This is a genomic window from Parabacteroides sp. Y3-G-102, from assembly GCF_023656845.1.
GTDB lineage: Bacteria > Bacteroidota > Bacteroidia > Bacteroidales > Tannerellaceae > Parabacteroides > Parabacteroides distasonis.
On the sequence record NZ_JAMOKU010000051.1, the window covers coordinates 1 to 23,522 of the forward strand.

Here is a 23,522-nt window from a genome sequence, read left to right on the forward strand (position 1 = left end):
TGTCTATGTTATCAGTATGAAGTTAAAAGAAGTGACTACTATATCAGTATTACTTTATAACTACTGTCTACTGATTACGTTTATAAACAAAAAAAGTGTCTAGATAAATCAGGAAAAGACATTTCCCTTAGGGGAACAAAGAGTTTCTCCTAGAGAAAACTAAAGTTTCTTCTAGGGAAAACTAAAGTTTCGTAAGCACAAAACAAAAGTTTTCCGCTATGAAAACTTTTGTTTTATGCCTAAAAAACTATAAATACCTATTATTCAATACATTAAATCCATACACAAGGTATACAAATAACCAAGCAGGCAACCAGTTGGTATACCGTCGCAGAACGAGTAATGTTGTTAGCGAATAGTGAACGGCTGCATTTAGTGGTTGAAAAGCAGTAAATAGTGGTAGATGCAAGCTGATAGTGGTAGATGTTTATTATCTACCACCATTCAACAAATTTCTTATAATTAGATACTTATATAGATAATGGCAGATATGGTAGATGATTTAGTTTTTTTATTTCATACTTAAGGTACCACTCCTGAAAAATATCAGTACAATGCATTAAGAACCCAAAAGAACGGCTAATAAAAATCAAGGTAAGCTGTCGCTACTATGAGAAGGGAAGCTCTAAACATAATTATGTACGTGTACCATAAAATAATACGCAAGAAAAAACCACAGTTCCGTAGGAACTAAATCCTTACTATCTCTCTCTTTCGATATGGCAAAGATGGGAAGTAATAAGAATCAAATGGTTACAAAAATGACATTTCTTGTTACATAAATGACATGACAGATCGGCAATCAATCCTAAACCACTCTCCTCTAATATCCTATACATAAAATTACCCATTGAGTTCCTACGGTACTTAATAACTTTATAACATATAGCCTATGGAGTATATCTAATAATGTATTAGTTAATCTGAATCTATCAGACTTATCGTATGTAGTTAACATTATCTATTCAATTATGAACAAATGAAAAGTATGAAAAGTAAAATGAGAACTTGGAATGTGGCGATGGGATCATTGTCTTTGCTCTTCCTCTGCGTATCGCCGGCATTGGCAATCGCTACAAACCCATCACAAGAGAACCCGTCTACGGAGCGGAAGGATAATTCCGTAACCCAACAGAGAACAAGAAAAGTGACAGGTGTCGTGCTCGACGCCAACGGAGAGTCTATCATCGGGGCGAACGTAGTGGTGAAAGGTACCAATAATGGGACAATCACGGATCTAGATGGTAAATTCTCGATCGAATTATCGGATGGTGAAACCCTGCAAGTATCTTTTATCGGCTATAACAGCAAGGACGTTATGGTCGGCGCAGGAGAGAATCATATCAAGGTACAGCTGCGGGAAGACACGCAGAAGCTCGATGAAGTGGTAGTAGTCGGGTACGGAACACAGATCAAGCGGGCGGTAACCGGCTCCGTGCAATCCATCAAGTCGGAAGAGATGGCGGATATGCCCGTAGCACAGATCTCGCAAAAGATGCAAGGCAAGTTCGCCGGTGTCCAAATCAATCAAGTATCCGGTAAACCCGGACAAGGAATGACCATGCGAATTAGGGGACAAGCGTCACTGTCCGGAGGAACCACGCCTCTTTATGTAGTGGACGGAATGCCTATCGTGGGCGATATCAGCACGATCAATCCAGACGAGATAGAAAGTATCAGTGTGCTAAAAGACGCTTCTGCCACATCACTTTACGGTTCCCGGGCTGCCAATGGAGTCGTATTGATACAGACAAAGACTGCCCAATCAGGGAAAAAACTAAGCGTCGACGTATATGGAGGCATACAATACGTACCCGAGAAAGGGAGGCCGGATATGATGGATGCCTCCGAATACGCACGGTTCAGGAAAGAGATCGCCGAAGAGAACGGATTGGCGGTCGATCCCGCTTACCAGCATCCCGAAGCGCTGGGTAAAGGCACGGATTGGTATGACGTATTATTCCGTCCCGCCGCTATCCAGAATTACAGTTTGTCGTACAGCAATGGAGACGGGAAGTTTAAATCATCCACCGTAGCCAGCTATTTCAACCAAGACGGAGTGTTGACAAACTCTAATTACCAACGGTTCTCCGCACGAGCCAATACGGAATACGTATTCTCGAAGATCGTCAAGGTAGGCGTGAACCTAGCGCCTAGCTTCTCCATCAATAATAGCCCGCAATCGGACGGTAACTGGACGGAAGATAAAGGTTCCATCCTGCAAGGAGCTATGTTGACAACACCTCTCGCCCCCTATAAGAATGAGGATGGCAGTATTCCGCTTGTGGCCAGTGGACCGGGATTGTTCGATAACCCAAACTGGTATAATGTGGTTCGCCTCAACAAGAACAAGACCCAGAACACCCATCTGATCGCGAACGCCTTCTTGGAGGTAGAGCCGGTCAAAGATTTAAAAGTAAAGACCAGCATCAACGCGGACTTGACACAGAATAAATGGAACTCGTTCAAGCCCTCCACCTCCGGAGAGATCTATAAGGCTCCCTATCAGATCCCCGAAGCGAAGGAATCCAATAATCTATTCTACACTTGGCTGTGGGAGAATACCGCCACCTACAGCAAGCAGATAAAAGATCATTCCTTTGATCTCCTGTTCGGCATATCCGCACAAAAATATCATAGCGAATATACGATGGTGACCGGAACGAACTTTCCCGACGATAAAATATCGACATTCAATGCCGCCCCTACCATCACGGCGGATGGAAACATAAACGAATGGTCCCTTTTATCCTATATCGGCCGTATAAACTATAATTACAAAGGAAAGTACCTTTTAAGCGCGGCAATGCGTAGGGATGGTTCCTCCCGTTTCGGTAAGAACAATCGTTGGGGTAATTTTCCATCCGTATCGGCGGGCTGGATACTCTCGGACGAGGAGTTCATGAAGCCATTGGAGAAAACGATCTCTTTCCTCAAGGCCCGTATCAGCTACGGTATCGTGGGAAACGACCAAATCGGTAACTATACGCATTTGGCAACGATCACTACCACGAACAGCAACTTCAATAACGCCTTAGCCAGCGGCAGAAGCATCTCGGGAATGGGAAACCCGAATCTGGGCTGGGAAAGGAATAAGCAAGTCGATGTCGGTCTGGATGTCGGTTTCTTCAATAATCGCTTATCCATCATGTACGATTACTATAGCAAGCGAACGGACGCCCTGCTGTTCTCGCTAGAGGTACCGATCTCTTCCGGCTTCTACAATATCCAGTCGAACGCAGGCAAACTGAAGTTCTGGGGACATGAATTAAGCGTATCCTCCAAGAACCTGACAGGCAAATTACAATGGACTACCGACCTGAACGTATCTTACAATGACAATAAATGCTTGCAACTGGGTGTAGATGACGCCCCGATCATCGGTAACAACATCACGCAAGTAGGGGAACGGATCGGACAGTTTTACGGCTTAGTATGGGAAGGGGTCTACAAGAACAAGGAAGAATTCGACAAATACCCGAAGCACGCACAAGCCGATGTCGGAACCATTCGCTTCAAGGATGTGAACGGGGATGGCAAAGTTACCCAAGGGGATGACCGCGATATCATCGGCAATCCGGTCCCTTTATGGATAGTAGGCATGACAAACTCGTTCACCTACAAGAATTTCGATTTGTCAATTGTCGTATCCGGCGGTTTTGGTTTTGAGTTAGCCAATATGGTAGATCAGTTCGCTGGAAATCTGGATGGTGTGTTCAACGTGTATAAAGCGGTAGACAATCGCTGGAAATCACCGGAGAATCCGGGTAACGGCCGTTATGGAACGACCAAGATGGGTACCACGGCACCAGAACGTGACTGGTTCAGTTCCCGTTTCCTTTATAACGGAAACTACTTGACGATCAAGAATATCACCTTAGGCTACCAAGTTCCGTTAAGAAACCGGGATATCATTAAAGGTTTGCGAGCTTACGTCAGTTTCCAGAACGTATATACGTTCACTAGCTACATCGGCGCTAATCCGGAGGTGAATATCAGCAATACGGGAACGACGGCGAATAGCTTGCAACAAGGATTCGATTATACCACCTATCCCGTTCCACGGACCATTACGCTGGGTTTAAATGTTAACTTCTAACTATCTAATTATACAAAATATATGAAAACGATATTCAATATAGCCATAAGCATCGCTTTAGGATGTAGTTGTGCCTCCTGTAGTGATTTCTTGAATCTTACGCCGTATAGCGAGATCACAGCCGAGAACTTCTACCAGAACGAGGAGGATTTCAGGCAAGCCGTAAATGGAGCTTACGAACCTTTACGGAACATGTACAACACGGAAGAGTGGAATCTGGGAGAGGCCAAATCGGATAATACGACGTATATCATCCATATCGCCAAATCATCCTTAGACGGAGAAGATCCGGATCAGTTCCTTGAGACATCCACCAATGGTAATGTCGGTACGAAGTATAATAACTGCTACGTAATCATCGGACGATGTAACCGGATTATCTCAGAAATAGACCAAGCGGATTTTGACGCAGAAGCAAAAAGCAACCTCAAAGGACAAGCTTTGTTCCTTCGGGCATTCTGCTATTTCAACCTAGTACAATACTTTGGCGGCGTACCTCTGCATACGACACCCTCTACCGTGTATGAGGAGGCATTTAAACCCCGTGCGAGCGTAGACGAAGTATATGAGCAAATCATGAAAGACGCACAAGAAGCCAGTGATCTCCTACCTGTAAAATCAAGGCAAGAGGTAGGAAGAGTTTCCAAAGGCTCCGCACAGACCTTATTGGGAAACGTATACATGGTACTAAAACGATGGGCGGAAGCAGAACAAACGCTGAAAGAGGTGGTATCCTCAGGCGAGTATGAGTTATTAGCGGATTACGGCTCCATCTATTCCATCTCGAACAAGAACCATAAGGAATCTATCTTCGAGATCCAATACATGCAAGACGCCTCATTAGGACAACAAAGTGATTTCATATACAGATTCTTGCCCTATATGACGAATCCGTCTGCCATCACGGGAACAACCCCTAATCCTTGTCCTTCCAACGTAGACCATGGTGGGTTTAACACACCTACGATCGATCTAATCAACGCATACGAAAAGGGAGACAAACGGTTGGACGCATCCATCGGTATGGTGGAAGGTAAGCTCACCGATAGCTACGCCCTCGACGCTACCGGCGTGAAAAGTATAGTTGACTATGAGCCAGCTCCGGGAATAACCGCCTATCCTTTTATCAAAAAATATTTTCATGAGCATATAAAGCCCTATTACACGGATGACAACTGGCCGGTCTACAGGTACGCGGAGGTATTGCTCTTTCTGGCGGAAGCTATCAACGAGCAGAATAGGCCGGACGAGGCTATCCATTATCTGAATGACACCTTCGGGCAAGCAAGTATCCGGGGAAGGGCGGGATTAGCTCCTGTCAAATCCCAGAATGTAGATGCGTTGAGAGAGGCTATCTACCAAGAGAGACGGATCGAGCTGGCATTCGAGAACAAACGCTGGACAGACCTTCTGAGAACGGGACGAGCCGTGGAAGTCATGACACGACATGGACAAAAGATAAAGGCAAATCCCGAATCTTATTATTGGCCCGACGGTGTTCAACCCGTGGCGAACGCTTATCTGTTCAACCCAGATAAATGCTTGTTGCCCATACCTCTGCGAGAAATCGACTTGAACAGCGAGCTTAAACAAAATCCCGGATATTAACGAAGTTATTCTTATATTCGCATCATGAAAAGAGCACATATGAAAATCCTGCTAAGTTTACTATGCTGTGTCGGTGTATTCACCCTATCAGCACAAAGTCGTTATTTCAAAGAAAGCGCTTCATGGCTTCAAAAGAGTGAGGCCTGCAAGCCAGTGTTAACCTATACGGAACATAAGCCGGTCAAACGGGTCACTTCCATCAAAGACGCGTCAGCCTACCAAGGTTGGCGCATGCGGGACGAAGGAAGCACGGACCTGTTATTCAATGAGTCCCTGAAGAAACATCCATCGGTTATAGTTGACTTCGGTGAGCATCTGACGGGTTATTTGGATTTCTCGCTCAAGCTCCTTAGCCAACAGGTTTCGGACGCTCCGGTACGTATCAAATTCACGTTCGCCGAAGTTCCCTCGGAATTGAACACGCCTTTCGACCCTTATCCGGGCGGTCTGTCAAGGGCTTGGCTACAAGATGAGGTGATGACGCTAATGACCGTACCCATAGAGGCCTCCATTCCCAGAAGGGTGTCTTTCCGGTATCTCAAGATAGAGTTGCTAGGCGCTTCCAGTTTCGATTTCGCCTTCGACAAGCTAACGTTCCGTGCGCAGACATCGGCTAAGACGGCTCCATTGCCACTGGCTTCCACGACCGATCCCTTGATCCGTAAAATCAATGAGGTAGGATTGCTTACATTAAAAGAATGTATGCAGACCGTCTATGAGGATGGCCCGAAACGGGATCGCCGGTTATGGATCGGAGACTTGTATCTGGAGGCGCTAGCGAACGCATGGTCGTATAAAAACCACGACTTGACGAAACGTTGCCTCTATTTATTAGCGGCTCTAGCCAATGATGAAGGACTGCTGCACGCCACCGTATTGGAGACACCGACCCCTCATCCGCAAAACGGTACGCATTGCTTGGACTATTCCCTGCTGTATAACGTAGCGTTGCTGGAATACCTGAAAGAGACCGGAGACAAGGAGGTCGCCTTGGACTTATGGCCGGTAGTGGTCCGCCAAATAGAGATGGCCTTGCGTCAATACTCGGACGATTGGATCTACGATATGCAAAAGAAACCGATTTATTGGTTGGTATTCGACTGGAAAGATAATTATGATCGCCAAGCATCTATGCAGGGACTTACGGCATTCTCATTAGAGAAAAGCTATGAGCTAGCTAAAATGCTGGGAAAAGAGAAGGAGGCTAGAGATTGGCCTCGTATCGCCGGCCAGATAAAGAAAGCCGCCCGGAAAACATTCTATGACCAAAAGAACGGGGTGATCGTAAGCGGCCCTAACCGTCAGGTGTCTTACCTATCACAAGTGTGGATGATCCTATCGGAGACGCTTACCGCCAAGGAAGGAGCAAAAGCAATGGCCACCGTCCTATCGATGCCCGACGCATGCTATCCGGGATGTCCGTACGCTTATCATTATGTAATGGAAGCCTTGTTGAAATGTGGAATGCGGCAAGAGGCCCGTTCGCTCTTAACCAGTTATTGGGGCGGCATGGTGAATAAAGGAGCCGATACATTCTGGGAGGTATATGATCCGAACAATGACGAATTATCACCTTACGGATTTTTCCCGATCAATAGTTATTGCCACGCATGGAGTTGCACGCCGGTTTATTTCATCAACAAATACCCGGAGATATTCCAAAGATAGAAGATAATAAGAGAAACGCCAATATCGCTCGAAATGGAACGTATTGGCGTTTTCTTTTTCTTATTCCTCCACAGGTTCCCCGAACAGGGTTGCCGAGGAAGCCTTATGAATCTTGACTTTTATGAATTGACCTACATGATAGTTCTTCTTGTCAAAGATAACCACCTTGTTTTGGCTGGTTCGTCCGAACAACTGCTCACGGGAACGTTTCGAGAATCCTTCTATCAGAACCTCGAAAGTCTTGCCTATATCCCGCAAGTTACTTTCCTCGGACAACTTATTTTGCAAATCGATCATACCTTGCAAACGGCGTACCTTCTCTTCTTCCGGTACATTATCCTCCAAATGGCTAGCGGCATATGTACCCGGACGCTCAGAATATTTAAATAAGAAAGCACTATCATATCCCACTTCACGCATCAAGGATAAAGTCTCTTGATAATCCTCCTCGGTCTCGGAATGGAAACCGCAAAATAAATCAGTCGAGATAGCGCAATCCGGTACGATACGACGGATCGCCGCTATACGGTCCAGATACCATTCACGAGTATATTTACGATTCATGACCTTCAAGATGCGACTGCTGCCGGATTGGGCAGGCAGATGGATAAACTTACAGATATTGTCGTTCGCGGCAATCACACGTAAGGTATCATCGCTCATGTCCTTCGGATGGGAGGTCGTAAAACGAATTCGCATATCGGGAACCTCTTTCGCCACACGATCCAACAAGATCGGGAAGGTTATGGTCTCACCTTCTTTCTCGAAAGAATAGGAGTTTACATTTTGTCCCAACAACGTAACTTCCTTAAAGCCTTTCTCGTGCATATCCCGTATCTCATTCAAGATACTCTCGATATCCCGGCTACGCTCGCGTCCTCTTGTATAAGGTACGATGCAATACGTACAAAAATTATTACAACCGCGCATAATAGACACGAAACCGGAGATATGTACACCCGGTAACTTCAAAGGAATAACATCCTTATAGGTCTCTTGGGTAGAAAGCTCCACGTTGATCGCTTTCTCTCCGTGCTCTACCGCTCCCACCAAGTTCGGCAAGTCCAGATAAGAATCCGGTCCTACCACCAAGTCGGCATGATGCACATGAATCAGGTCTTCCTTCACTCGTTCGGCCATACATCCCAATACACCGACAATTAATGACTTCTTTTTCCGCTTTAAAGACTGGAAATACTGTAGCCGCCCATAGATTTTCTGTTCGGCGTTGTCGCGTACGGAGCAAGTATTCACGAAGATGGCATCCGCCTCCTCGATATTCTCCGTCATACTATAGCCATCCATCTTCATGATAGAAGCTACAACTTCGCTGTCCGCCACATTCATCTGACAGCCGTAGGTCTCGATAAACAACTTTCGTTCATCGCTTTGGGTAGCGGATTTTAAGTCCACACCGTTTTCTTGATTTACCATACTATATGTTAATAGAATTTAAATAAGCAAGATTCTTAAAAATAATTACGCAAACGCTTGCATAGTTCGAATCCCACCGTTATATTTGCATTCGAAAAACGTAAATTTTTTCATAGTTAAGGTTTTGGTTAAATCGAATAAGGGTGGCTGTGAAGTTACCCTTATTTACTTTTATACCTATCTGATGTTTTATATACTCCCATCTTTTCACTTCTCAATTATTCTTCTTACATTTGGAGGTGCAAAAATAATCAAAGTTTATGGATAACGTAGGAGATTGGTTATATATTGTTTTCCTGATTATCGCCGCCGTCAGTGGCTTATTCAGTTCGAAAGACAAAAAGAAGAAGAGTCGCCCCGATATATTGGGGCAACCCGACAGGGAAATCGTGCCTAATGACCAGCCTACAGAAGGAAAAGGCTTCTGGGAGATACTGGAGGATATGCAAAAGGAAACGCAAAAACCTAAGCCCGCTCCCCGACAAAAGCAGGTAACGCCAAAGGTTGAGAAACCGCAAGTCGTAACCTCATCGCCTGCCTCATCTCCATTCCTTTCCGCCGAGAAGAATATCCCGAATCATATCGCGACCCGGCCATCCGTAAGGATGAGTGCTATCGAGGAAGAACCGGGGCTTATGCCGGAAGATACCTTCAGAGACATCGAGGAATTGAAGAAAGCGATCATTTGTGCGGAGATTCTAAACCGGAAGTATTAATTTACGCCACACTTATATTCGATTCAGCGTAATTTTATGTAAGTTTGCGCCCGAAATATTGAACAGTAAGTATTTACCTAAAAACATAAAAACTAATTATCATGGCATTAAAATTCATTACAGCTGAAGAAGCCGCATCTTATGTGCATCATAATGACAATGTTGGTTTCAGTGGTTTTACACCCGCAGGATGCCCGAAAGTCGTTCCCGGAGCTATCGCCCGGAAGGCAGCGGAAGAACACGCTAAAGGTAACCCTTTCCAAATCGGTATGTTTACCGGTGCTTCTACCGGTGATAAGCTAGACGGAGAGTTGGCTCGCGCTAACGCCATCAAATTCCGTACACCGTACCAATCGAACAAAGACTTACGTGCCGCATTAAACGCTCATCAGGCACAATATTTCGATTTGCACCTGTCTGAATTGGCACAAAGCTTGCGTTACGGATTCTTGGGTAAGATCGATGTAGCGATCGTAGAGGCTGCCGATGTTACTGAGGATGGTGAGATCGTTCCGACTTCAGGTGTTGGTATCTTACCTACTATCTGTCGTATGGCAGACCGTATCATCGTTGAGTTGAACTGCCGTCACCCGAAAGAAATCCGCGGTATGCATGATATTTACGAGCCGGCTGATCCTCCTTTACGCCGTGAGATCCCTATCTACACTCCTTCTGACAGGATCGGTAACGATTGTGTAAAAGTAGACCCGGCTAAGATCGTTGGTGTGGTAAGGACCGATGAGCCGAATGAAGGTGGAAAATTCTCTCCGCTGGATGATGTTACGATGGCGATCGGTAAAAACGTTGCGGACTTCTTGGTTAGCGAGATCAAGGCCGGCCGTCTTCCGAAAGAATTCGTTCCATTGCAGAGTGGCGTAGGTAACGTGGCTAACGCAGTCTTGGGCTGCATGGGAGCTAATGAGTCTATCCCCGCATTCAATGTATATACTGAGGTTATTCAAGATGCGGTTATCGAATTGATGAAACAAGGTCGCGTTAAATTCGCCAGCGGTTGCTCTTTGTCCGTAAGTAACGAGGTGATCCGTGAGATCTACGCTAATCTTGATTTCTTCAAGGATAAGATCTTGCTTCGTCCGCAAGAGATCTCAAACAATCCGGAGGTTGCCCGCCGTTTAGGTTTGGTTGCGATCAATACGGCTTTGGAGGCTGATATCTTCGGTAATATCAACTCTACACACGTATCCGGTACTCGTATGATGAATGGTATCGGTGGTTCCGGCGACTTTACCCGTTCGGCTATGTTGTCGATCTTCACGACTCCGTCTACGGCGAAGGATGGAAAGATCAGTGCGTTCGTACCGATGGTATCTCACTTGGATCATAGCGAGCACTCCGTGAAGATCATCATCACGGAATATGGTGTAGCGGACTTACGCGGTAAATCTCCGATCCAACGCGCTCGTTGTATCATCGACAATTGTGTTCACCCGGATTACAAACCGTTATTGGAAGAGTACCTCGCTATGGGTATCAAGGGACATACGCCTCAAAACCTGAAATGCTGTTTCGCTTTCCATGAGGAACTAGCGGCCAGCGGAGATATGCACAATGTGGATTGGAGCAAGTATAATAAGTAATACAAACATATTACATACTTATCTCAAGGCCATTCCGAATAATTTCGGGATGGCCTTTTGTTTATCTAAAAACTATTCATATCTTTGTTATATGGGAAACTGGGAGAAACAACAGGATGAAAAAAAAGAAAGCAGGGAAAGAGATCAATCCCGTAGAGAAAACCTGGGAAAGTTCTTCTATGATTTGGCTAAATTAACTTTTGCGGGTCTGGTTATTGGAGGTATTGCTACTTTTGATACAGAGCTAAAAGAGTCAATATTTATATATAGAGCTATCGTTGGTGGAATAGCAACAGTGATATTCGCCTGGATTGGAAATAAAATTTTTAAATAAGGTTTATTATGGATATGCTAAGTTTAGTTTTCACGATCAGTGCTATTGTTGGAGGTGGATTCCTCGTATGGCTATATACCAAGCCTGGTAAAAAATGGCTAGAAAATCTATAATCTCCAATATATTTTGAGGCTCCGCATAACGGAGCCTTTTTTATTTCAATTGTATATATTACAAACTCGTAATATGTTTGTAATAATTCTTTCAAACAGGCTTAACAGCTTCTTAATATGGATATCCTTTCTTTGCATCAGAATAAATAGGCAAAGATTGTGAGAAAGTTTATTGAAAAATTAGTGGAAGGAGGATTTTTGATCAGTGGAAGCGTCAGTAGCTTTACGATCTTGTTGATCATTGTCTTCTTATTTAAAGAGGCCGCAGGTCTTTTTAACAGCCCGGAGGTAGAGGAAGGATATATATTGGCCGTGAATCAGGAAAATCCGGTCGAACATTTGTCGCCCGAGCAAATCATGGATGTCTTCGATGCCAATATCACCAATTGGGAAGATTTAAACGGAGAAAATCAAGATATACTAGTCTTCCGGTTCTCGGATCTAACCAACTATTATACGGAAGAAGAGCTAGGTGAAGAATTTCAATATGTTCCCGAGAAAATCAATGAACTTATCCATAAAGAGCCCGGGATTATCGCATTCTTTCCGGAACAATACAAGTCGGAAAACTTTACGGGAAAAATCATATCGGGAGCCACGATCAAGCCTTCGGAATTCTTTGGAGGGACGAAATGGTATCCGACCTCAACTCCCGCTCCGATCTTTGGGCTGATCCCTCTATTACTAGGAACGCTGTTGGTAAGTATAGGTGCGATCGCCTTATCCCTCCCCTTCGGAGTAGCGGTAGCGATCTATATGGCAGAGATCGCCAATACAAAAACACGCAATTTATTAAAACCGCTTATCGAGTTGCTGGCAGGTATTCCCTCAGTCGTTTATGGTTTCTTCGGATTGGTGGTGATCGTTCCCCTTATCCAAAAGACCTTAGACCTTCCGGTAGGCGAGACCGCTTTCGCCGGAAGCGTGGTTTTAGCGATCATGGCGTTGCCGACCATCATCACGGTAGCGGAAGATGCCATGCGAACTACACCACGAGCCATGAAAGAGGCCAGCTTGGCATTGGGAGCCACGCAATGGCAAACCATCTATAAAGTAATAATCCCCTACTCCATATCCGGTATCACGTCCGCTGTCGTATTAGGTATAGGACGTGCGATCGGTGAGACGATGGCCGTATTGATGGTAACCGGAAACGCCGCCGTTATCCCTACCTCGTTCTTCGAACCGGTACGGACAATTCCTGCCACGATAGCGGCGGAATTGGGTGAGGCCCCCGCAGGTGGAGCACATTACCAAGCCTTGTTTATGCTGGGAGTCGTGTTGTTCCTCATCACCTTGGGGTTGAGCATCGCCGTAGAATATATTTCATCCAAACGTAAAATTTAATTAAAGATATGGCACCTATTCAACATTTAGGGAATATAGACAAGAGAAAACGGGCCTCTCAACAGGTTGCTTTCGGTTTCTTTTCTTTCCTGAGTTATTTGGTAGTAGTGATCTTATTCGTAATACTGGGATTCATTATCTTAAAGGGAGCGAGCGTGATCAGTTGGGATTTCCTGACACAAGCACCCCAAGAGGGCATGACCTCCGGGGGGATTTTTCCGGCTATCGTAGGTACACTCTATTTAGTGATCGGAAGTAGCTTGATTAGTTTTCCTATCGGCATCATGAGTGGTATTTATATGAACGAGTACGCCACGAACGGGAAACTCATCCGCTTCATCCGTATCATGACGAATAATCTAAGTGGTGTCCCATCCGTTGTTTTCGGGTTATTTGGTATGTCTCTATTCGTAAGCACCTTGGGATGGGGAGACTCTATTATAGCGGGTTCGTTTACCTTGGCGCTGATGTCCTTGCCACTTATCATCCGTACGACGGAAGAGGCTTTGAAAAGTATCGATGATTCTTTCCGCCACGGTAGCCTAGCGTTAGGGGCTACGAAATTGCAGACCATTCGCAGGGTCGTGCTACCGATGGCGTTCCCCAATATTATTACGGGATTGATTCTTTCGATCGGGCGTGTGTCCGGAGAGACCGCTCCTATCCTTTTTACGGTGGCCGCTTATTTCTTGCCGCAATTACCGAAAAGTATTTTCGACCAATGTATGGCATTACCCTATCACTTATATGTTATATCTACAAGCGGTACGGATATCGAGGCTTCCCGGGGAATGGCTTATGGCACGGCACTCGTACTGATTGTCATCGTATTATTAGTAAACCTTTTGGCAAATGCCTTGCGTAGTTATTTCGCCAAGAAGGTAAAAATGAATTAAAAAAATAAGACAATTATGATAAAGATTGATGCTAAAAACGTAGACTTTTATTATGGGGATTTCCATGCGTTGAAGAACATTTCCATGGAGATAGAGCCGAATACGTCCACCGCTTTCATCGGACCGTCCGGTTGCGGAAAGTCTACTTTCCTCCGCCTGTTCAACCGCATGAATGATTTGATTCCGGGCACTCGCATGGAAGGTCAGATCCTAATTGATGGAAGAGATATCTATACGAAAAGTGAGAAAGTGGATCGCTTACGTAAAAACGTGGGGATGGTTTTCCAGAAACCGAATCCTTTTCCTAAGACGATTTATGAGAATGTCGCTTATGGCCTGCGGGTAAACGGTGTCAACGATGAGAATTATATTGAGGAGACGGTGGTCAAGACTTTAAAGCAGGTCGTCCTTTGGGACGAGGTAAAGGATAAACTGAAAGAATCGGCATTCGCTCTTTCCGGCGGACAACAGCAACGTTTATGTATCGCCCGTGCCTTGGCGATCTCGCCTTCTATCTTGTTGATGGACGAGCCGACTTCCGCGTTGGACCCGATTTCAACCAGTAAGATCGAGGATTTGATACATGAGCTGAAAAATGATTATACGATCGTAATCGTTACCCATAATATGCAACAAGCGGCTCGTGTTAGCGACAAGACCGGATATTTCTATTTAGGGGAATTGATTGAATATGATAATACCCGGAAGATTTTCACCAATCCGGAGAAAGAGTCTACACAGAATTACATTACCGGACGGTTTGGGTAATTGAAAATTAAAAATTGAAAATTAGAAGAGTATGAAGGTTATAGAGCAGGAGATTCATTCTTTAAAAAATAGTATCAGTGAGATGTGGGCATTGGTTCACCAGCAATTATACAACGCAGGGGAGGCTATGCTTACCGGAGATAAGGAACTCGCTTATAAGGTAATCAGCCGGGAACGCCGGGTAAATGCTTTCGAGCTAAAGATCGACAGTGATTGCGAGGATATCATCGCCTTGTACGCACCGGTAGCGATCGACCTACGTTTCGTATTGGCGATGTATAAGATTAATACAAACCTAGAGCGTCTGGGAGATTTCGCAGAAAGCATCGCCCGTTTCGCAGGAAACCTTCCCGAGGGAGAACCGATTGACCCGCAACTGGTCAAGGAAACCCGGGTAGAAGAAATGCTGTCGGAGTTATTAAGCATGATCTCACTCACCAAAGAGGCTTTTGAGAAAGAAAGCTCAGAGATCGCTTCCCGTATCTTCTTGAAGGATAATTTGATCGATGAGATCAATCATAATTCTACCGCTATTATCGCCAAATATATAGAGGAGCATAAAGGTAGCGCGTTGGCAGGGTTATATATGGCCGGTGTTATCCGGAAAATGGAACGTTTCGGAGATCATTGTACGAATATAGCGGAAGAACTCATTTTCTATCTGGACGCTAAAGTCATGAAGCATATGGGCAAAACCGAGCAATAATTCGTATCTTTGCGGCCACTTTAATAATTAACATCAGTAAATGAAACGACTCACAGTGGCTTGGCTGTCGGCCTTCTTATTTATCGGTTCCGCGTTAACGTCTTACGCTCAGACAAATTCTCCGATCCCAGAGCGGGATTCTTCTTCGGTATCTCTTTTTGAATACGCAACTAAGATTCCGAAACGCAACAAGGTTTTCAATCTGGACTTGGAGATGCATGCAGGATTCAACGCGGACTTTTTCTCGGGGAAGCTGGATGAAGCCGCCTTTCGTTTCAGGGATGTCAAAATTGATGTTACCGGAGAAGTGAACGATCGGTTATTCTATTGGTATCGCCAAACGCTGAATGGCGGTTATGAGGGACAAGCCTTGGAGAATTTGAATGAGTCGATCGAATATGCGTATATTGGCTATAAACTGAATGAGCGTTTTACCTTAACCGCCGGAAAACAAGATGTGTTCTACGGTGGTTTTGAGTACGACGAGAATCCTTTGCTTATTTATGAGTATAGCGATATGAATGAATACTCCCTTTGCTACCTTACGGGAATCGGGCTGGGGTATCAGCCGAATGAGTCACAAGAGATCCGCTTACAGGTGACGAACAGTCGTATGGGATCGATGGAAGATGAGTATGGACGTCTGCCGGAAGGATTTAAGAAACCGAGAGTTCCCTTGTTTTACACATTGAACTGGAACGGTAACTTTCTGGATGAGTTGATTCATTTACGATACTCCGTATCCGCCGCGGAGCAAGCCCAAGGAAAATATATGTATAGCGTCTTTACCGGTCAAAGTATAGAGGCCGGACCGGTCTATGCTTATTTCGATGTCATGTATTCACGGGGGAAATTAGATCCGTTAGGATTATTGACCGAATTGACTCAGCCCGAAGTCGCCGGAGAAGAGGAAGAGGAACCGGAACCACCAGTTCGTATGCAAAACATCGATTATCTTTCGCTGGTGGGAGAAATACAATATCGTTTTCATCCCAAATGGCAACTATTCGCAAAAGGAATGTATGAAAGCGCATCGATCTATAAAGCCTACGATACTTACGAGAAAGGAAAATACCGTACGGCATGGGGGTATCAAGGAGGACTAGAGTTCTATCCGATGGCCGATGATAATCTACATATCTTCTTGACCGCCATAGGTAAAAAATATAACCTCTCTGAACGAGCGAAGGCGCTCGATGCCTCTTTGGACGACACCGCACGCCTTTCGATCGGTTTCATTTATAGATTACCGTTATATTAAATTTTTCTCATTTGTTGTAGAGACGCAGCATGCCGCGTCTCATCCCCTCAGAATGGTAACTTAGAATTGCAACACAAACTCTTCCCCTTGTAACAAGTCCACTGTTACTTTTCCATCGACTACAGGTAGGGAAACCGGCTTTTGGTTCTTTTTGAGGCTCATGTTCGCGGAATTCGCCGGAAGCTTGATCTGGAAAGAACCGGGAACGATCGCTTTCAATCGAGCTTCCGTCAACAGACCTTCCGTCCATTTAGCCGACACCTCTCCGCCATTCCGGACTTTTAAACCACTAAAGCTTCCGTTTTTCCAAGCAGATGGCAAAGCGGGCAAGAACTCGATCAATCCGGATTGACTCTGTATCAACATCTCCGCAATACCGGCTGTTCCTCCAAAATTACCATCAATCTGGAAAGGAGGATGGGCACAAAACAAATTAGGATAAGAGCCTCCTCCCTTCACCTCCTTCGTATGCTCATCTACACAGGGACGTAACAAATCACCCAGCAATTTATAAGCATGATCGCCATCCTGTAAACGGGCCCAGAAATTAATCTTCCAAGCCATCGACCAGCCCGTGCTTTGATCGCCACGGACCTCCAAGGATTTACGAGCCGCCTCTGCCAACTCCGGCGTATGCTCTATCGATATCTCATTCCCGGGATAAAGCCCATATAAATGAGAGACATGACGATGGGTAGGCTCTACCTCCTCATACGGCTCGAGCCATTCCATAATACGGCCGTCTTTACCGATCGTCGTAGGCATCAAGCGATCTCGTTTCGCCGCCAACTCAGCAGCGAACGCGCTATCCACACCTAAAATCCCGGCGGCCTCAATGGTATTCGTAAATAATTCCCGCAAGATCTGATTGTCCATCGTCGATCCGGCACAAATACTCACGACACTTCCGTTTGGCATTTTATAAGCGTTCTCCGGAGAGGTAGTAGGTGCCGTCACCAGATATTTAGTCCGGGGATCTTGCACCAGCATATCCACAAAGAATTGGGCAGCCCCTTTCATCGTCGGATAAACATCCCTCAAATACGCCTTATCTAATGTATACTGATAATGCGTGTACAAATGCTCGCATAGCCATGCGGCGGATGTATTCGTGGCTCCCCACGACGGATGTTCGCCCGGGGCGGTAAACTCCCAGACATTACCTAAAATATGCGTGCCCCATCCCCGTGCGTTATAAAAAGCTTTGGCCGTACGTTCACCGCTAGGGACTTGCTGTTTCGTCCATTCGATCAGCGGAAGGTGCAACTCGGAGAGGTTCGTGACCTCCGCTGGCCAATGATTCATCTGTAAATTAATATTTAGGTGATAATCCCCGTTCCAAGGCGTATGAATCGTATTACACCACAAGCCTTGCAAATTCGGGGGCAGTAATCCCTGCCGGGTCGAGGAAATCAATAAATATCGACCGAACTGGAAATATAAAGCCGCCAATCCCGGATCGTTCTTATCTTGAGCGAAAGCGGCCAAACGCTCATGGATCGGAAGATGATCCCTTTCGCCTTTTCCCAAATCCAAAGAGACCCGATCAAACAGGGAGCGATAAGCGAATGTATGTTCCCGGCGCAAGGTGGAGAAATCCTTAGATTCCGCTTGCGATAAGTATTTTTCCAAGGATTGTCCGACGCCGTCTTTATCGAAATAATCCGTACCTAAACTTACCAAGATAATCGCTTCCGAGGCACTTCGCACCGATAAACTACTATCCGTTGCGGTCAAATCTCCCCCCTTCGGCAAGACGATACGGACACGAGAGGCGAAACGCATCCCTTTCATCTCCAACGTATCCACCCCGTCCGGCAATTGTCCCTGCATCAGCAAGTCCTTTCCGTCCAAAAAGATCGCCGCATGTTCCGGACGATTCATACCTAATGAGAAATTCAAGGCCCGATCCGCATCCGCTACCAAGTGGATAACTCCCAGATCCCCGGAAAAAGAGGTAAACATTTCCCGTTGATAATTCACATTCCCCCTTTTAAAAGAGACGGAAGCGATAGCCTCGCTTAGGTTCAACCGCCTGCGATACTCAGCGATAGAATCCGATTCATTCGGATACGTATATCTCAGCACTAGATTTCCGAATAATTGGTAACTCCCATACGGAGCGTTCGCACCGTCACCCAGATTACTTCCGGTCCCTTTGCAGACGAAAGTTTTATACATCAAATCCTGTGCCTCGTCATTCCGTCCCTCAAATAAGAGGCGACGAATATTCGCCAAAGAGTAATACGCATAAGGATTGTCCGTATCTTGCTTACTTCCGGACCACAGGGAGATCTCATTCAGGACCACATTCTCCCGCTCAATACCACCATCCGGCATCATACCGATACGGCCGTTTCCCAAAGGCAAGGTTTCTTCCCATATCTGCGCTGGTTGGTCAAAATAATAAGAGACCTCCTTCCCGGTCTGCATATCCGGCAAATTACAACCGAAAAGGAACGATAACAAAATCAAATAAAGTCCTTTCATATTCATACGATTATTCCTTGTTATTGTTTTTCCATCAAAAGCCGAAGAGGCGATCCACTGCAACCCGGGTTGCAGTATCACCCTAAAAGCTTTGCATATCACATAGTCGTTTATAATAGCCATCCAAAGCCAACAACTCCTCGTGTTTGCCCCGTTCTACGATCTCACCCTCATGCATCACACAGATCTCATCCGCGTTACGGATCGTAGAGAGACGGTGGGCGATCACTACGGTCGTACGGTTCTTCATCAAGTTCTCCAACGCTTCTTGTACCAAACGTTCGGATTCCGTATCCAAGGCGGATGTGGCCTCATCCAAGATCAAGATCGGGGGATTCTTCAAGATCGCACGGGCGATACTGATTCGCTGGCGTTGTCCACCAGACAGTTTTCCACCTCGGTCGCCTATATTGGTATCGTAACCTTTCTCACTCGCTATGATAAAATCGTGAGCGTTGGCGATGCGGGCGGCTTCCTCCACCTGTTCCATCGTAGCTCCTTCCACTCCAAAAGCGATATTGTTGAAGAAGGTATCGTTAAACAAGATAGCCTCTTGATTGACATTTCCCATCAATCCCCTAAGATCGAAAAGGGTGGCCTCACGGATATCCGTATCATCAATACGGATATTCCCTTTATTCACATCATAAAAGCGAGGCAATAGATCCACCAAGGTACTTTTACCCGAACCGGATTGACCGACCAAAGCCACGGTTGTTCCTTTCCGGATATCCAGATTGATTCCTTTCAAGACCCAAGCTTCCTGATATTTAAACCAAACATCTTTATAACTGATTTTCTCTTTCAAGGCGATCTTCTTCGGATGTTCCGGATCATGGATATCCGTCTCCGCCTTCAAGATCTTATCGACACGCTCCATGGAGGCCAGACCTTTCTGGATCGCATAAACCGACTTACTTAGATCTTTCGCAGGATTGATAATACTATAGAAAATAACCAGATAATAAATAAACGTAGGAGCGTCGATCGGGCTATTCGCACTCAAGATCAGCGTACCTCCATACCAAAGTACGATAGCGATCGTAACGGTTCCCAAAAACTCGCTCATCGGGTGCGCCATTTGTTGGCGGCGATAGATACGGTTTGTCAACCGGCGGAAGGTATCATTGCTTCGCTCGAAACGGTCTTGTATCTTCTTCTCGGCGTTAAAGGCCTTGATAATACGGAGTCCGCCTAATGTCTCCTCGATCTGGCTCATCAGGAATCCCCATTGTTGCTGTCCTTCCAAAGACTTCCGTTTCAATTTCTTGCCGACTTGTCCCATTACGTAACCCGCCAACGGCAGCAGGATCAAGACGAACACGGTAAGTTGCCAACTGATAGCGATCATACCCACCAGATAGATCACGATCAGGATCGGGTTCTTGAATAACATGTCCAATGAACTCATGATGGATGTCTCAATCTCGTTCACGTCTCCGGATACACGGGCGATAATATCCCCTTTTCGCTCCTCCGAGAAAAAGCTCAACGGCAACTGCGTAATCTTCTTGTTAATCTGATTACGGATATCACGAACGACTCCGGTTCGAATCGGGATCATCGTATAAAAGGCCAGATACATGGTCGCCACTTTCAAGAAAGTCGCCACGATCAGGAAGATTCCCAACATAATCAAGGCGAACGAACCTCCGTGTACCTCTATCAGATCGGATACATACCAAAAAAAGTTATTTTTGATCAACTCCGGCAAGGCTTTCCACGACTCCCAGCTTCCCGCGTTAAAATTCCAATCCATAAAGGTGTAATTCCCCTCATCCATCTTAAACAAGATCTGAAGGATCGGGATAATCAAGGCGAAAGAAAACAGGTTCAAGATAGCGGAAAGTACATTGAACACGATGTTCAGAACCATATACTTTTTGTAAGGGGGAACGAAACGCTTTAAAATACGTATGAAATCTCTCATAAATTGATCTGTTACATTGAAGTGGCAAAGATACAAAAAGTCATCACATTTTCTTACGCATTCGCATGCAACTATTTTGCTGCCCCATTCATCAAATAAATAGAATCGTAAATAAAAATAATTTACACCATGAAAAGGATGCACTTGCAACTGTTGAAAAAAGCCAACTGCGTATTGGCGAGTTTATTAATGCTTTTAGGTTTCTCCTGCACTGACGACGAGGGAGAAGGTCCCATAATTTGTGAATATGGCACTCCTTACGCCAATTTTCAGATAAAAGGAAAAGTCGTGGATACAAACGATAATCCGATACCTAACACCCAAATACGTATAAATCGAAATGACGCAAGAATTTATCCTTACGGATGGCTGCATACCGATACCGTAAGGACTGACGCTAACGGAGAGTTTGATTGGAAGAAAACTGATTTTCCGATCCTAAAATACCGATTCATCACGGAAGACATAGACGAAGAAATGAACGGAGGACAATTCGCATCCGATACGACTCAAGTAATCTTCGACAGCGAGCAACTTACCGGAGGTGATGGATGGTACGAAGGTAGTGCCTCTAAGGAAATCAAGATCACACTTAAGGAATATGTAGATACACATACGGAACCTTACGCATTGTACACGATCTACGGAAAAGTAACTGATGATCAAGGCTATCCGCTGGCCGGAGTCGCAATCTTAACCTCACCGGCATATACCCCTACTCTAGAGGACGACCTTTCCTGCTTTCCGGCCATCACGGATGAGACCGGACGATATCAATTCACCTACGATAAGGCTACGGCTATCGAACATACCATCTACACAAAATTATCTTCGTATTGGAATGACCCAAACGCTTGCAAAACTGATTCTATTATCGTAAATTTCGCCGAAATTGAATTATTACAAGGGAAAGGGATGTTAATAGGTAAAGGATCAAAAGAAATTAACTTCCAACTAACACGCAAAAACTAGAAAATGGAAACAGTTTATCATTCCATATTAAAAGGTTTTAACTGGATTTTAGCGGGGCTTCTTTCTCTACTAGGCTTCAGCGTTACTTCCTGTGGCGCTACAGATGAGTATGGTAGCCCTTACGCAGAATACGAGTTGAAAGGAAAAGTTACAGATATGAACGGAGATCCCATCCAAGGAATAGAGATCAACTATGGGGGCATATATAATAACGTATTATCTCCCTCATATATAAGCGAAATATATAAATCACCCCAAACCCAAAAAGACGGAAGTTACGATATAAAATTCGAGGATTCCCCAATGGGCATCGTACGCATTATCGCTAAAGATATTGACGGGCCTGAAAACGGATCATTTGAGACGGATTCGATAGATGTCAAGATCGAAGGATTTGAGGGAGGTAAATCTTGGTTCCATGGGAAAGCAGAGGTTAACATCCCCGACATCAAACTTAAAGAGAAAAAAGAATAAAATATGGACAAACGCCCAAACATCAAAAAACGTATCGCCCTAGAGCTTTTTCGAAGTATCAAGAAGAACAGGGCTAAATTACATGAATTGCGTACACTCTTTTGGGAGTGTACGCTTCGTTGTAATGTATCCTGCCGTCATTGCGGGAGCGATTGCCATGTCTCGGCCTCTGTCCCGGATATGCCTGTCGAAGACTTCCTGAAAGTCATAGACGATATCACGCCTTACGTCGAGCCGAACAAAGTGCTCGTCATCTTTACCGGAGGCGAGGCGCTGGTTCGTAAGGATATCGAGAAATGCGGGTTGGAACTGTATCGCAGGGGATATCCTTGGGGGATCGTCTCCAATGGTTATCTGATGACCCGGGAACGGCTCGACTCGCTCTTGGCTTCCGGATTGCACTCGGCGACTATCAGCTTGGATGGTTTCGAGGAAGCGCATAACTGGCTTCGCCGTAATCCTAAAAGTTTCGAGAAGGCACTGAATGCCATCTGTATGTTGGCCGAGGAAAAGGAGATCATCTGGGATGTGGTGACTTGCGTAAACCAACGCAACTTCAAGGATTTGATGCTCTTCAAGGATTTCTTGATCGAGATGGGCGTAAAACGGTGGCGTATCTTTACGATCTTCCCAGTTGGACGTGCCGCGACTGAGACCGATTTGCAACTGACGAACGAGCAGTTTACATGGGTCATGAACTTCATCCGCTTCTGCCGGAAAGAGGGTAAAATACACGTTAGCTACGGCTGTGAGGGCTTCCTCGGGAATTATGAGGCAGAGGTGAGAGACTCGATTTTCCAATGCAACGCCGGTATCAATACGGCCTCTGTCCTCGCTGATGGCGCTATCTCCGGTTGTCCCAGTATACGGGCGAACTTCCACCAAGGGAACATCTATAAAGACGATTTCATTGATATCTGGAATAATGAGTTTAAACCGTATCGTAACCGCCAGTGGGCTAAAAAAGGGGAATGCGCGGATTGTAAGATGTTCCGTTATTGCGAAGGCAACGGGATGCACTTATACGATGATGAGGGGAATCTGCTCGTATGCCACTATAAAAGGCTAGTTGACAGTTGACAACTGTCAACTAATTCCTATCTTTGCC

Annotated in this window: 17 protein-coding genes; 14 read left to right on the forward strand and 3 right to left on the reverse strand. The window is 45.3% G+C overall.

Annotated features, from left to right (window positions below; translation table 11 throughout):
* The first annotated feature begins 988 nt into the window (after positions 1 to 988).
* From NBH16_RS19475 to NBH16_RS19485, 3 genes are read left to right on the forward strand one after another with little or no spacing between them, the layout of a single operon-like run.
* Positions 989 to 4,099: a SusC/RagA family TonB-linked outer membrane protein gene (locus tag NBH16_RS19475; RefSeq protein WP_250788984.1), complete on the forward strand. Its 3,111-nt coding sequence runs from the start codon at positions 989 to 991 to the stop codon at positions 4,097 to 4,099.
* 21 nt (positions 4,100 to 4,120) lie between these two features.
* Positions 4,121 to 5,707 carry a RagB/SusD family nutrient uptake outer membrane protein gene (locus NBH16_RS19480; RefSeq protein WP_008779922.1) on the forward strand — a complete coding sequence of 529 codons (1,587 nt, stop codon included), beginning with the start codon at positions 4,121 to 4,123 and terminating at the stop codon, positions 5,705 to 5,707.
* A gap of 24 nt (positions 5,708 to 5,731) precedes the next feature.
* Positions 5,732 to 7,375 carry an alpha-L-rhamnosidase-related protein gene (locus NBH16_RS19485; RefSeq protein ID WP_008778723.1) on the forward strand — a complete coding sequence of 548 codons (1,644 nt, stop codon included), beginning with the start codon at positions 5,732 to 5,734 and terminating at the stop codon, positions 7,373 to 7,375.
* Between the two features lie 60 nt (positions 7,376 to 7,435).
* On the opposite strand, the gene miaB is transcribed toward NBH16_RS19485, so the two are convergent.
* Positions 7,436 to 8,809: a tRNA (N6-isopentenyl adenosine(37)-C2)-methylthiotransferase MiaB gene (miaB, locus tag NBH16_RS19490; RefSeq protein WP_005853885.1), complete on the reverse strand. Its 1,374-nt coding sequence runs from the start codon at positions 8,807 to 8,809 to the stop codon at positions 7,436 to 7,438.
* Positions 8,810 to 9,069: 260 nt separating this feature from the next.
* Here miaB and NBH16_RS19495 point away from each other — a divergent pair, with 260 nt between their 5' ends.
* From NBH16_RS19495 to NBH16_RS19530, 8 genes are all read left to right on the forward strand, one after another.
* Positions 9,070 to 9,525 (forward strand): hypothetical protein, encoded by a 456-nt coding sequence (locus tag NBH16_RS19495; protein ID WP_121961092.1) that lies wholly within the window; start codon positions 9,070 to 9,072, stop codon positions 9,523 to 9,525.
* A gap of 101 nt (positions 9,526 to 9,626) precedes the next feature.
* Complete coding sequence (locus NBH16_RS19500; protein WP_005867081.1) at positions 9,627 to 11,123, forward strand: butyryl-CoA:acetate CoA transferase; 1,497 nt, start codon at positions 9,627 to 9,629, stop codon at positions 11,121 to 11,123.
* Between the two features lie 91 nt (positions 11,124 to 11,214).
* On the forward strand, positions 11,215 to 11,457 hold the full coding sequence (locus NBH16_RS19505) for a DUF6722 family protein (RefSeq protein WP_008778724.1): 243 nt from the start codon (positions 11,215 to 11,217) through the stop codon (positions 11,455 to 11,457).
* Between the two features lie 272 nt (positions 11,458 to 11,729).
* Entirely contained in the window at positions 11,730 to 12,917 is a 1,188-nt protein-coding gene (gene pstC, locus NBH16_RS19510; RefSeq protein ID WP_121961093.1) for a phosphate ABC transporter permease subunit PstC, read from the forward strand.
* An 8-nt stretch (positions 12,918 to 12,925) separates the two neighbouring features.
* On the forward strand, positions 12,926 to 13,813 hold the full coding sequence (pstA, locus tag NBH16_RS19515) for a phosphate ABC transporter permease PstA (RefSeq protein ID WP_005867077.1): 888 nt from the start codon (positions 12,926 to 12,928) through the stop codon (positions 13,811 to 13,813).
* A gap of 15 nt (positions 13,814 to 13,828) precedes the next feature.
* Positions 13,829 to 14,581 (forward strand): phosphate ABC transporter ATP-binding protein PstB, encoded by a 753-nt coding sequence (gene pstB / locus NBH16_RS19520; RefSeq protein ID WP_005867076.1) that lies wholly within the window; start codon positions 13,829 to 13,831, stop codon positions 14,579 to 14,581.
* Between the two features lie 31 nt (positions 14,582 to 14,612).
* On the forward strand, positions 14,613 to 15,287 hold the full coding sequence (gene phoU, locus NBH16_RS19525; RefSeq protein ID WP_005853873.1) for a phosphate signaling complex protein PhoU: 675 nt from the start codon (positions 14,613 to 14,615) through the stop codon (positions 15,285 to 15,287).
* A 40-nt stretch (positions 15,288 to 15,327) separates the two neighbouring features.
* A complete protein-coding gene (locus NBH16_RS19530) occupies positions 15,328 to 16,548 on the forward strand; it encodes an OprO/OprP family phosphate-selective porin (protein WP_009275551.1) in 1,221 nt (406 codons plus the stop codon).
* A gap of 60 nt (positions 16,549 to 16,608) precedes the next feature.
* On the opposite strand, the gene NBH16_RS19535 is transcribed toward NBH16_RS19530, so the two are convergent.
* Positions 16,609 to 19,038, reverse strand: a complete 2,430-nt coding sequence (locus tag NBH16_RS19535; RefSeq protein WP_227713591.1) for a glycoside hydrolase family 95 protein — start codon at positions 19,036 to 19,038, stop codon at positions 16,609 to 16,611.
* 82 nt (positions 19,039 to 19,120) lie between these two features.
* A complete protein-coding gene (locus NBH16_RS19540; protein WP_005853867.1) occupies positions 19,121 to 20,968 on the reverse strand; it encodes an ABC transporter ATP-binding protein in 1,848 nt (615 codons plus the stop codon).
* A gap of 129 nt (positions 20,969 to 21,097) precedes the next feature.
* On the opposite strand from NBH16_RS19540, the gene NBH16_RS19545 reads away from it, so the two are divergent.
* The 3 genes from NBH16_RS19545 to NBH16_RS19555 are packed head-to-tail and all read left to right on the forward strand — an operon-like array spanning position 21,098 to position 23,494.
* Positions 21,098 to 21,940, forward strand: a complete 843-nt coding sequence (locus tag NBH16_RS19545) for a radical SAM-associated putative lipoprotein (RefSeq protein ID WP_122380103.1) — start codon at positions 21,098 to 21,100, stop codon at positions 21,938 to 21,940.
* 3 nt (positions 21,941 to 21,943) lie between these two features.
* Entirely contained in the window at positions 21,944 to 22,414 is a 471-nt protein-coding gene (locus NBH16_RS19550; RefSeq protein WP_008773789.1) for a radical SAM-associated putative lipoprotein, read from the forward strand.
* Positions 22,415 to 22,417: 3 nt separating this feature from the next.
* On the forward strand, positions 22,418 to 23,494 hold the full coding sequence (locus NBH16_RS19555; protein WP_022192255.1) for a TIGR04133 family radical SAM/SPASM protein: 1,077 nt from the start codon (positions 22,418 to 22,420) through the stop codon (positions 23,492 to 23,494).
* Positions 23,495 to 23,522 lie beyond the last annotated feature (28 nt).

What these genes read in the sequence shown, in the direction of transcription:
- NBH16_RS19530 (WP_009275551.1), top strand. Translation starts at nt 15,328, where the DNA reads ATGAAACGACTCACAGTGGCTTGGCTGTCGGCCTTCTTATTTATCGGT.
- phoU (WP_005853873.1), top strand. Translation starts at nt 14,613, where the DNA reads ATGAAGGTTATAGAGCAGGAGATTCATTCTTTAAAAAATAGTATCAGT.
- NBH16_RS19540 (WP_005853867.1), bottom strand. Translation starts at nt 20,968, where the DNA reads ATGAGAGATTTCATACGTATTTTAAAGCGTTTCGTTCCCCCTTACAAA.
- NBH16_RS19555 (WP_022192255.1), top strand. Translation starts at nt 22,418, where the DNA reads ATGGACAAACGCCCAAACATCAAAAAACGTATCGCCCTAGAGCTTTTT.
- NBH16_RS19495 (WP_121961092.1), top strand. Translation starts at nt 9,070, where the DNA reads ATGGATAACGTAGGAGATTGGTTATATATTGTTTTCCTGATTATCGCC.
- NBH16_RS19485 (WP_008778723.1), top strand. Translation starts at nt 5,732, where the DNA reads ATGAAAAGAGCACATATGAAAATCCTGCTAAGTTTACTATGCTGTGTC.
- NBH16_RS19535 (WP_227713591.1), bottom strand. Translation starts at nt 19,038, where the DNA reads ATGAAAGGACTTTATTTGATTTTGTTATCGTTCCTTTTCGGTTGTAAT.
- NBH16_RS19550 (WP_008773789.1), top strand. Translation starts at nt 21,944, where the DNA reads ATGGAAACAGTTTATCATTCCATATTAAAAGGTTTTAACTGGATTTTA.
- NBH16_RS19500 (WP_005867081.1), top strand. Translation starts at nt 9,627, where the DNA reads ATGGCATTAAAATTCATTACAGCTGAAGAAGCCGCATCTTATGTGCAT.
- pstA (WP_005867077.1), top strand. Translation starts at nt 12,926, where the DNA reads ATGGCACCTATTCAACATTTAGGGAATATAGACAAGAGAAAACGGGCC.
- miaB (WP_005853885.1), bottom strand. Translation starts at nt 8,809, where the DNA reads ATGGTAAATCAAGAAAACGGTGTGGACTTAAAATCCGCTACCCAAAGC.
- NBH16_RS19505 (WP_008778724.1), top strand. Translation starts at nt 11,215, where the DNA reads ATGGGAAACTGGGAGAAACAACAGGATGAAAAAAAAGAAAGCAGGGAA.
- NBH16_RS19545 (WP_122380103.1), top strand. Translation starts at nt 21,098, where the DNA reads ATGAAAAGGATGCACTTGCAACTGTTGAAAAAAGCCAACTGCGTATTG.
- NBH16_RS19480 (WP_008779922.1), top strand. Translation starts at nt 4,121, where the DNA reads ATGAAAACGATATTCAATATAGCCATAAGCATCGCTTTAGGATGTAGT.
- NBH16_RS19475 (WP_250788984.1), top strand. Translation starts at nt 989, where the DNA reads ATGAAAAGTAAAATGAGAACTTGGAATGTGGCGATGGGATCATTGTCT.
- pstB (WP_005867076.1), top strand. Translation starts at nt 13,829, where the DNA reads ATGATAAAGATTGATGCTAAAAACGTAGACTTTTATTATGGGGATTTC.